Origin of the sequence: Rhodococcus sp. ENV425 (assembly GCF_002887785.1) — a bacterium.
Lineage (GTDB): Bacteria > Actinomycetota > Actinomycetes > Mycobacteriales > Mycobacteriaceae > Rhodococcus > Rhodococcus aetherivorans.
The window spans coordinates 1-9676 of record NZ_PCZU01000118.1; the positions used below are offsets into that span (position 1 = coordinate 1).

At 72.4% G+C, this 9676-nt stretch carries 9 protein-coding genes; 6 read left to right on the forward strand and 3 right to left on the reverse strand.

All coding sequences use genetic code 11. From position 1 onward, the window contains the following. The 3 genes from CQZ88_RS09095 to CQZ88_RS09105 all read right to left on the reverse strand — a co-directional run. A partial coding sequence (locus CQZ88_RS09095) for a hemin ABC transporter substrate-binding protein (protein ID WP_102799627.1) occupies positions 1-874 on the reverse strand: 874 nt, incomplete at its 3' end. Next, complete coding sequence (locus CQZ88_RS09100) at positions 871-1545, reverse strand: heme oxygenase (biliverdin-producing) (RefSeq protein WP_065922565.1); 675 nt, start codon at positions 1543-1545, stop codon at positions 871-873. The genes CQZ88_RS09100 and CQZ88_RS09095, both read right to left, overlap by 4 nt. A gap of 108 nt (positions 1546-1653) precedes the next feature. Continuing rightward, positions 1654-2592 carry an aldo/keto reductase gene (locus CQZ88_RS09105; RefSeq protein ID WP_029543698.1) on the reverse strand — a complete coding sequence of 313 codons (939 nt, stop codon included), beginning with the start codon at positions 2590-2592 and terminating at the stop codon, positions 1654-1656. Between the two features lie 191 nt (positions 2593-2783). On the opposite strand from CQZ88_RS09105, the gene CQZ88_RS09110 reads away from it, so the two are divergent. From CQZ88_RS09110 to pglW, 6 genes are all read left to right on the forward strand, one after another. Continuing rightward, positions 2784-3629 (forward strand): undecaprenyl-diphosphate phosphatase, encoded by an 846-nt coding sequence (locus tag CQZ88_RS09110; RefSeq protein WP_170914091.1) that lies wholly within the window; start codon positions 2784-2786, stop codon positions 3627-3629. Between the two features lie 56 nt (positions 3630-3685). After that, entirely contained in the window at positions 3686-4366 is a 681-nt protein-coding gene (locus CQZ88_RS09115; RefSeq protein WP_006939362.1) for a histidine phosphatase family protein, read from the forward strand. A gap of 42 nt (positions 4367-4408) precedes the next feature. Next, positions 4409-4993 carry a DUF3090 domain-containing protein gene (locus CQZ88_RS09120; protein ID WP_006939363.1) on the forward strand — a complete coding sequence of 195 codons (585 nt, stop codon included), beginning with the start codon at positions 4409-4411 and terminating at the stop codon, positions 4991-4993. A gap of 4 nt (positions 4994-4997) precedes the next feature. Continuing rightward, positions 4998-5801, forward strand: coding sequence for an SCO1664 family protein (locus CQZ88_RS09125; RefSeq protein WP_050035239.1), 804 nt, complete (start codon positions 4998-5000; stop codon positions 5799-5801). Positions 5802-5852: 51 nt separating this feature from the next. Next, the gene (gene mshC, locus CQZ88_RS09130) at positions 5853-7094 is read left to right on the forward strand and encodes a cysteine--1-D-myo-inosityl 2-amino-2-deoxy-alpha-D-glucopyranoside ligase (protein ID WP_029543703.1); all 1242 of its coding nucleotides are present in this window, start codon (positions 5853-5855) and stop codon (positions 7092-7094) included. Between the two features lie 114 nt (positions 7095-7208). Then, a partial coding sequence (gene pglW, locus CQZ88_RS30725) for a BREX system serine/threonine kinase PglW (RefSeq protein ID WP_258008524.1) occupies positions 7209-9676 on the forward strand: 2468 nt, incomplete at its 3' end.

The following is a 9676-nucleotide window of genomic DNA, read 5'->3' on the forward strand; positions in this document are numbered from 1 at the left end:
CGGGCAGCTGGGCGAGCCCCGCGGGTCCGCCGACGGAGGCGAGGCTCTCGGTCATGATCAAGATCACATCGGGGGCGGACGCGATCATCGCCTCGCTGGTGATCGGGGTGAACTCGGAGGTCAAGCCGGCGACGGTGCCCGCGTCTCGGCCACCGAGGGCCTCGACGAGCGCGTCGGCGCCCGACCCGGGACCGCCGAGCATCTTGATCGCCGACCCGCGCAGGTACAGGAACGCCACGGTCGGGCGGTCGCCGTCGTCCGGCACGGCCGCGCGGGCCGCGGCGATCTCGTCGTCGGTGCGCTGGGCCAGGGCCTCACCCGCCGCGGGCACGCCGAGGGCCCGGGCCACGAAACGGATCTGCTCGCCGACCGTCGCCAGCGTGCGGCGCGGGTCGACGAACACCACCGGCACGCCCGCGGCCCGAAGCTGCTCCTGCACCGCCAGCGGGCCGACCGACGTGTCGGTCAGCACCACCGTCGGGGCCAGGGCCAGGATCGCCTCGGCCGAGAGCCCGTGCCCACCGGGGGTGACATTGGGCACCTGCTCGACGGCGGGGAAACCCGCCGTCGACCGCCCCACCAGCCGGTCCCCGAGACCGAGGGCGAACACGGTCTGCGCGAGGGTGCCCGACCGGTCGGCGGTGACGATGCGGGCGACGTCGGTGACGGTGACCTCGGCGCCGTCGACGCTGCGGACCGTCACCGGCAGCGCCGGGGCGGGAGCCTCGGTGATCGGCCGCGGGTTCGGGTCGTCCACCACCGCGGTGCGCGCCCCGGTCCCGGCACCCCCGGTCGGGGCGGCCGAACAGCCGGCGACGAGCGCGACGAGCGCGAGCGCCGCGGCGAGGAACGCGAAGAGGCCGCGCCGCGTCATGGCAGGGGAGGGGTCGTGCGGTACCGATCGAGGTCGGCGGCCAGGTCGGCGAACAGGTCGCCGTTGAGCCCGAACACGAGGTTGGCCTCGTCGATCACCGTGCGCTGCTGCACCTCGTCGAGCGGCGCCGCGTCCAGCTTCGCCCGGTAGGCGTCCTTGAACGGTTTGGGCTTGGGAATGTCGTCGAAGATGTAGAACCGCAGCCCGTCCCGGTCGAACCCGTAGGCCCGCTCGAGCATGCGCCGGATGATCTGGCCGCCGGACAGGTCCCCCAGATACCGCAGGTAGTGGTGGGCCAGGAACACCTCCGGCCGCGCCGCGGCCACCCGCTCGAGCCGCGCGACGTACCGCTCGGCCGCGGGCAGCGGCGCGATCGTCTCCCGCCACCGCGGGCCGAGCAGGAACGCCAGATCCGCCTCGAGCGCCGGGGTGCGCAGCAACGCGTCGTCCAGGAAGGGCCCGGCGATCGGGTCGCCGGCGTGGCCCCGGCCCACCCGCTCGAGCGCCTCGTAGACGAACCACGACTGGGCGAGCAGCGCCGCGTAGCCCTCCCGGGTGAGCCGCCCGGCCAGCAGTTCGGTGACGAACTGCGCGTTCTCGGTGTCGCTGTGCGCCTGCGCCGTCTCGCGCCGGAGCCGTTCCGCGAACCCCGTGACCTCGATCGCGGTCATCGACCGGTTCCTCCTCGTGCCCGACGTCCACCGTCGGCGCACCCACGCCGACCTAGAAGACAGGCTAACCTGACCCGGCGGCGGATCCGGGGGGCGACGTGTCCGAGGTCACGCACTGACGTCGTCGAGCGCGGCCGCGATCGCGGCCGGCAACTCCAGCTCCTCGGCCACCAGCACCCCGGTCAGCTGCGCCAGATCCCGCGCGCCGACCACCGTGGACGCCACCGCCGGCCGGTCCCGCACCCACGCCAGCGCCACCGCCAGCGGCGACGTCCCGAGCCCGTCCGCGGCCGTCGCCACCGCCTCGACCACCCGCGCCGCCGGCTCGGTCAGATAGCTGCGCACCTCCTCGGTGTGCACGTCGTCGGCGCCGCGCGAGTCCGCCGGGATGCCGTCGCGGTACTTGCCCGTCAACACCCCGCCCGCCAGCGGCACCGCCGCGAACACCCCCACCCCGTGGTGCAGGGCCGCCGGGATCAGCTCCTCCTCGACCCCGCGCGCGAGCAGCGAGTACTCCACCTGCGTCGCCACCAGCGGCGCGTGGCGCGTCGCCACCGCCGCGGCCGTCGCCAGCTGCCAGCCCAGGTACCCACGCACCCCCACGTACCGGGCCCGGCCGCTGGTCACCGCGAACTCCAGCGCCGCCGCGACCTCGTCGACCGGCGTCCGCGGATCCCACGTCGCCACCTGCCACAGGTCCAGGTGGTCGGTGCCCAGCTCCCGCAACGTGCGGTCCAGCTGCGTGAGCAGGCCCGCACGGGAACAGTCCACCCGGCCCGCCCCGACCTTCGAGGTGTCGATGCCCGAGCTGCCGGACACCACCAGCTGATCCCGCGGCACCACGTCGTCGAGCAGCTCCGCCAGGATCCGCTGTGCCACCCCGTCGCCGTAGGCGGGGGACGTGTCGACCAGGGTGCCGCCGGCGTCGACGAACGCCGACAGCTGCGCCGCCGCCTCGTCCCCGTCCGTGCCGCGTCCCCAGCTCAGGGTGCCCAGACCGAGCCGCGAGACCCGCAGCCCGCTCGCACCCACCGTTCTGTGTTCCATATCCGCCCGCGCCTCGTGACCATCCGACCGACGGGGCCGATCCGCCGCAGCCGCGACCGCCGCCCCTGACCCAGCACCCTAGTGCCGCGAGGCCGCGAAAACCGTTCCGCCGCGCCGCGTACCCTCGCCCAGGTGAAAATCGACCCCACCCCCGGCGACCGTCCCCACGATCACCCGGAGGTCGCCGCGTGATCGGCGAATCCATGACCTGGCTCCAGACCCTCGTCCTCGGCCTCGTGCAGGGTCTGACCGAGTTCCTCCCGATCTCGTCCTCCGGCCACCTGCGGATCGTCTCGGAGATCTTCTTCGGCACCGACGCCGGCGCGTCCTTCACCGCCGTCACCCAGCTCGGCACCGAGGCGGCCGTCCTGGTCTTCTTCGGCAAGGACATCGTCCGCATCGTCGCCGCGTGGTTCCGTGGCCTCGCCCACCGCGAACACCGCAGCGACCTCGACTACCGCATGGGCTGGTACGTGATCGTCGGCACCATCCCCGTCGGCGTCCTCGGATTCCTGTTCAAGGACCAGATCCGCACCGGCGCCCGCAACCTGTGGCTCATCGCCACCATGCTCATCGTGTTCGCCCTCGTCATCGCCGCCGCCGAACGCTACGGCCGCAAGACCCGCAAGCTCGACGAACTCACCCTCCGCGACGGCATCCTCATGGGCAGCGCGCAGGCGCTGGCCCTGATCCCCGGGGTGTCCCGCTCCGGCGGCACCATCAGCGCCGGCCTGTTCCTCGGCCTGACCCGCGAGGCCGCCGCCCGGTACTCGTTCCTGCTCGCCATCCCCGCCGTCGTCGCCTCCGGCCTGTTCAGCCTCCCGGACGCGTTCGAACCCGCCGGGGAAGGCCTCAACGCCTCCGGCGCCCAGCTGTTCGTCGCCACCGCCGTCGCATTCGCCGTCGGCTACGCCTCGATCGCCTGGTTGCTCCGGTTCGTCGTCAACCACTCGATGTACTGGTTCGTCGGCTACCGCATCGCCCTCGGCGCCGTCGTCCTGGCCCTGCTCGCCACCGGCACCATCTCGGCCACCTGACCCCGGGACCCACGCCGGGCCCGCTCGTCGGGCGCCCGGCCCATTAGGCTGGCTTCATGACGGTCATCCTGCTGCGGCACGGGCGCTCGACGGCGAACACCTCCCGGGTCCTCGCCGGCCGCACCCCCGGCGTCGAACTCGACGAGATGGGCCACATCCAGGCCAAGGGCCTCGTCGACCGGCTCGCCGGCCTCACCATCGCCGAGATCGTGCACTCGCCGCTGCTGCGCTGCCGCCAGACGGTGACCCCCCTCGCCGCCGACCGCGGCCTGACCCCCCTCGTCGACGACCGCCTCGTCGAGGTGGACTACGGGCAGTGGACCGGCCGCGAACTCGGTGACCTGCTGAAAGAACCGCTGTGGAAGGTGGTCCAGCAGCACGCGTCCGCCGCGGTGTTCCCCGACGGCGAAGGCCTCGCACAGGTCCAGGCCCGCGCCGTCACCGCCGTCCGCGAACACGACGGCCGCCTCGCCGCCGCCCACGGCGGCGACGTCGTCTGGATCGCCTGCACCCACGGCGACGTCATCAAGGCCGTCCTCGCCGACGCGCTCGGCACGCACCTCGACGGCTATCAGCGCATCGTCGCCGAGCCCGCCTCCCTCAGCGTCGTCCGCTACACCGAGACCCGCCCGTTCGTGCTGCGCGTCAACGACACCGGCTCGGACCTGTCCGGGCTCGCGCCGCCGGCGCAACCGGCGCCCGTGCCGGGCGGGGAGGTCGGTCCCCGCGGCGGATAATGGGAGAGCGACACCGGATGGATTCGACAACGAGGAGGTGCGATGGCCCGCGCGATACATGTCTTCCGGACCCCGGACCGGTTCGTCGCCGGCACCGTCGGTGAACCCGGCGACCGGGTGTTCTATCTGCAGGCCGTGCACGCCTCCCGGGTGGTGAGCGTGATGCTCGAGAAGCAGCAGGTGCAGATCCTCGCCGACCGCATGGGCCTGCTGCTCGAGGAGGTGCACCGCCGCTTCGGCACGGACCTGCCCGAGGACGCGGACGTCGACATCAGTCCGCTCGTCACCCCCATCGACGCGGAGTTCCGCGTCGGGACCATGGGCCTGGGCTGGGACGCCGACAGCGGCAACGTCGTCGTCGAGCTGCTCGCCGTCACCGAGACCGAAGTCGACGAGTCCGTCGTCCTCGACGACGCCGAGGAGGGCCCGGACGCGGTCCGCGTCTTCCTCACCCCCCAGCAGGCCCGCGAATTCGCCGCCCGGTCCGAACTCGTCGTCGCCGCCGGCCGCACCCCGTGCCCGCTGTGCGGCGAACCGGTCGGCGGCGGCCACATCTGCGTACGCACCAACGGGTACCTGCGCACCGAGGGCTTCGATCCCGCCGCCTGGCTCGGCGAGGAGACCTGAGCCGGTGGGCAGCCCCGACGTCCGCACCGTGCTCACCGACGGCGAACTCACCGTGGTCGGCCGCGTCGTGCACGCCAGCAACGCCACCCTGGTGTGCGACGCCACCCTCGACGCGACCACCGTGCGCTGCGTGTACAAGCCCGTCCGCGGCGAACGGCCCCTGTGGGACTTCCCCGACGGCACCCTCGCCGGCCGGGAGGTGGCCTCCTACCTCGTCTCCGAGGCCCTCGGCTGGGGCGTCATCCCCACCACCGTGCTGCGCGAGGGACCCTTCGGGACCGGCATGGTGCAGCGGTGGATCGACACCCCCGACCCCGCCGACCCGCCCGGCCGCCTCGACCTGGTCGACCTGTGCCCGATCGACGCCGTCCCGCCCGGCTGGCTGCCCGTCCTGCGCGCCCGCGACCTCGACGGCACCGACGTCGTCCTCGTCCACGCCGACGACCCGCGACTGCAGCGCATGGCCGTGCTCGACGTGATCCTCAACAACGCCGACCGCAAGGGCGGGCACGCCCTCGAGGGCGTCGACGGCGGCGTGTACGGCGTCGACCACGGCATCTGCCTGCATCGGGAGAACAAGCTGCGCACCGTGCTGTGGGGCTGGGCCGGCAGCCAGGTCGACCCGTCGCTGCTCGTCGACCTGGACAAACTCGCCCGCGAACTCGACGGCGAACTCGGGCAGCGGCTGGGCACCCACATCACCGCCGGCGAGGTCGCCGCCCTGCGGGGCCGCGTCGGCGCCCTGCTCCGCCGCCCCGTCATGCCCCGCCCGGTCGGAGAGCGGCGCATCCCCTGGCCGGCGTTCTGAGGACCCGGCCTCCGTCCGGAGCCGCCCGCGCCCTCTACTAGGCTCGTGCGCATGCTGTCATGGTCCGACATCGCGCTCCCGTCCGTCCCCGGTCAGGGCCCCCCGCTCCGGCTGTACGACACCGCCGATCGCGCGGTCCGCCCCGTCACCCCGGGCCCCACGGCCACGATGTACGTCTGCGGCATCACCCCCTACGACGCCACCCACCTCGGTCACGCCGCCACCTACCTCGCCTTCGACCTGGTCCACCGCGTGTGGCGCGACGCCGGCCACGACGTGCACTACGTCCAGAACGTCACCGACGTCGACGACCCGCTGTTCGAACGGGCCGCCCGCGACGGCGAAGACTGGATCGTCCTCGGCATGCGCGAGACCGCCCTGTTCCGCGAGGACATGGAGGCGCTGCGCGTCCTGCCGCCCCGCGACTACATCGGCGCCGTCGAATCCGTCGGCGAGGTCGTCGAACTGGTCGAGAAACTCGTCGCCTCCGGCGCCGCGTACATCGTCGACGACGCCGAATACCCCGACGTGTACTTCCGCGCCGACGCCACCGAGCAGTTCGGCTACGAATCCGGCTACGACCGCGCCACCATGGAGCACTTCTTCGCCGAACGCGGCGGCGACCCCGACCGGCCCGGCAAGCGCGACCCGCTCGACGCCCTGCTCTGGCGCGCGCAGCGGCCCGGCGAACCGGCCTGGCCGTCCCCGTTCGGCGACGGCCGCCCCGGCTGGCACATCGAATGCGCCGCCATCGCCCTCAACCGCATCGGCAGCGGCTTCGACGTCCAGGGCGGCGGCAGCGACCTGATCTTCCCCCACCACGAATTCTCCGCTGCCCACGCCGAGGCAGTCACCGGCGACCGCCGCTTCGCCCGGCACTACGTGCACACCGGGATGATCGGCCTCGACGGCGAGAAGATGTCCAAGTCCCGCGGCAACCTCGTGTTCGTCTCCAAGCTCCGCGGCCAGGGCGTCGACCCCGCCGCCCTCCGTCTGGGCCTGCTCGCCGGGCACTACCGCACCGACCGCGCCTGGACCGATCAGGTCCTCGCCGACGCCCAGGCCCGCCTCGCCCTGTGGCGCGACGCCGCGGCGCTGCCGTCCGCGGCTTCGGTCGACGACACCGTCGCCCGGCTGCGCCAGCACCTCGCCGACGACCTCGACACGCCCAAGGCCCTCGACGCACTGGATGCGTGGGCGAAGTTCGCGGTCGAGCGCGGTGGCGACGACCCGTCGGCACCCGCCGCGTTCGCGGACGCCGTCGACGCCCTGCTCGGCATCCCGCTGCGATAGAACGCATTTCGAGTGTGCACATCTCGTCGCGACACGCCGAGGCGTAACAACGAGATGCGCACACTCGACTCTCTATACATGGGTGACGGATGAGATCGAGAGGTGCGGGACCAGGTGCAGAGTGACCGTTGGGTCGAGATCAGTCCCTCGCAGTTCGAGCATGAGAAGCTCGGCCTCGACTTCGTCAAGAGCCTGTTGCCGGATGCCCCGCCCTTCCGCGCTTGGTCCAACTTCGAGTTCCGCGACAACCGCGGTCGCTGGCACGAGGTGGATCTGCTCGTTCTGAGCCGCGACACCCTCTACCTGATCGAACTGAAGTACTACAGCGGCACGCTGCGCGGCAACGACCACGTGTGGAGCCGTGGCGGCTACCGGTCCGAGGATTCGCCGCTGCTGCTCACCCGCAAGAAGGCCCAGTACTTCTCGTCGCTGCTCAAGGACCGCTTGGCCGAGAAGACCGGGCAGAAGAACCTCAAGGGCGTCATCCCGTTCGTGCAGGAGTTGGTGTTCCTGCACCACCCCGACCTCCGGTGCGCCCTGCCGGCCAGCTCCGCGATCAACCTGTACGGCCTCGACGGCAACGAACGCCGCAGCGGCCTGCCCGGCATCGGCGAGCGCCTGCTCGCGCCGTCCAAGCACGAGCCGGTCAGCGAGGAGAAATCCCTGCTGATCCGCGATCTGATGACCGCGATCGGACTCGCACCCCGTCGGCAGCGGGAACTCGGCTCGTGGGTGATCGACGAACAGCCCTTCGGCGACGGCGAGGGCTGGCAGGACTGGCCGGCCTTCCACCACGTCGACATGGAACGGGAAGCGCGCATCCGCTTCTACCTGCCCAAACCCGGCGCCACCTCCGCGGAGGAACATGCCCGGGCGCGCGGCGTCGAACACGAATACAAGTTGCTGTCGCGGCTCAAGCACGACGGCCTGCAGGTGCCCGTCGACGTCGTCAAGGACAAGGAACTCGGCATCGGCCTGGTGTTCCTGCAGTCCAAGGACGAACTGCGGTTGGACCTGTGGCTCGCCGACCACCGGACCGCGCTCACGCTCGAGCAGCAGCTCGAACTCATCGCTCAGATCGCCGAGATCGTGCACTACGCGCACCGGCATCGGGTGGTGCACCGCACCCTGAATCCGCGCGCGGTCGTCGTGCGCGACCGCGCCGCCGGTCCGCAACCGCAGGTCACGGACTGGGACACCGCCGGGGTGCTGCCCGCCAACGCCGAGACCGGCGTCACCCGCCTGTCCGCCGGCCCACTGAGTCTCATGGCGGGGGCGCTGAGCGACCAGGCCCGCCTGTTCGCCGCCCCGGAAGGCGCCAGCCCCGCCGACCCGGCCCGCATGGATGTCTTCGGGCTCGGCGCGCTGGCCTTCTATCTGCTCAGCGGTGGAGTCTCTCCGGCCACCGAACGCGGTGAACTGCTCGACCGGCTGCGCCGCGACGGCGGCCTCGACCTGGCCGTGGAACTGCCGCAGGTGCCGTCGGTGCTGCGGCAACTCGTCCTCGACGCCACTGATCCCAGCCCGGCGGAGCGCATCGCCACCGTCGCCGAGTTCCTCGACCGCCTCGAACAGGTTCGTGGCGAGCTGTTCCGCGCGGAAGGCGAAACCGACCCGCTCGAGGCCAAGCCCGGTGACGAACTCGGCGACGGCCGCTTCGTCTACAAGCGCCGCCTCGGCGCCGGCTCCACCGCGGTGGGCATCCTCGTCGTCGACCGCAAGGCCGGCGACCACGAACGGGTCCTCAAGGTCGCCCGCGACGACGAAGCCGCCGCCCGCCTGCACGCCGAAGCGCAGGTGCTCGCGAAACTCGACGATCCGCGCATCGTCCAGCTCGCCTCCGAGGAGCACGTCGGCGGGCGCACCGCGCTGGTCGTGCACGACGCAGGTCGCACCACCCTCGCCGAGGAGCTGGCCGCCAAGGGCGGCCGGCTGTCGATCGACCTGCTCGAACGCTGGGGCACCGACCTGCTGCAGGCGTTGATCGCCCTCGAACGCGCCGGCGTCACCCACCGTGACCTCAAGCCGTCGAATCTCGGTGTGCACCAGTCGAGTTCGCGCGCCGATACGCACCTGCGACTGTTCGACTTCTCGATGGCCGGGGTCGACCCCCGCAACATCGAGGCCGGCACCCCGCCGTACCTGGACCCGTTCCTCGGCGCCGGCGGCCGCCGCCAGTACGACACCGCCGCCGAACGCTACGGCGCCGCGGTGGTGCTGTTCGAGATGGCCACCGGCACCGCCCCGCAGTACGGACCCGACCCGCAGGCGAACCCGGCCACCGTCGACGACGACGTCACCGTCGACCCGGCCATGTTCGAGATGCCGGTCGCCGCCGCGCTCATCGCGTTCTTCACCTCGGCACTGTCCCGCGACGCCGCCGCGCGTCCCGACACCGCCGAAGACATGCTGCGCGCGTGGCGTCGAGCGTTCACCGACCTCGACGCTGCCCCCGAACCGGTTCACAAGGTCGAGGCCGCAACGGCACTCGCCGCGGCCGGTTTGAGTGCCCGCGCAGTGTCGGCGCTCGCGGCTGTTCAGGTGACCACGGTCGGGGAACTGGTGGCGCTCGCCTCCACCCG

Excerpts from the sequence above, each read along its gene's own strand:
- CQZ88_RS09120 (WP_006939363.1), top strand. The coding sequence starts at position 4,409 with ATGGCCCGCGCGATACATGTCTTCCGGACCCCGGACCGGTTCGTCGCC.
- mshC (WP_029543703.1), top strand. The coding sequence starts at position 5,853 with ATGCTGTCATGGTCCGACATCGCGCTCCCGTCCGTCCCCGGTCAGGGC.
- CQZ88_RS09115 (WP_006939362.1), top strand. The coding sequence starts at position 3,686 with ATGACGGTCATCCTGCTGCGGCACGGGCGCTCGACGGCGAACACCTCC.
- CQZ88_RS09105 (WP_029543698.1), bottom strand. The coding sequence starts at position 2,592 with ATGGAACACAGAACGGTGGGTGCGAGCGGGCTGCGGGTCTCGCGGCTC.
- CQZ88_RS09100 (WP_065922565.1), bottom strand. The coding sequence starts at position 1,545 with ATGACCGCGATCGAGGTCACGGGGTTCGCGGAACGGCTCCGGCGCGAG.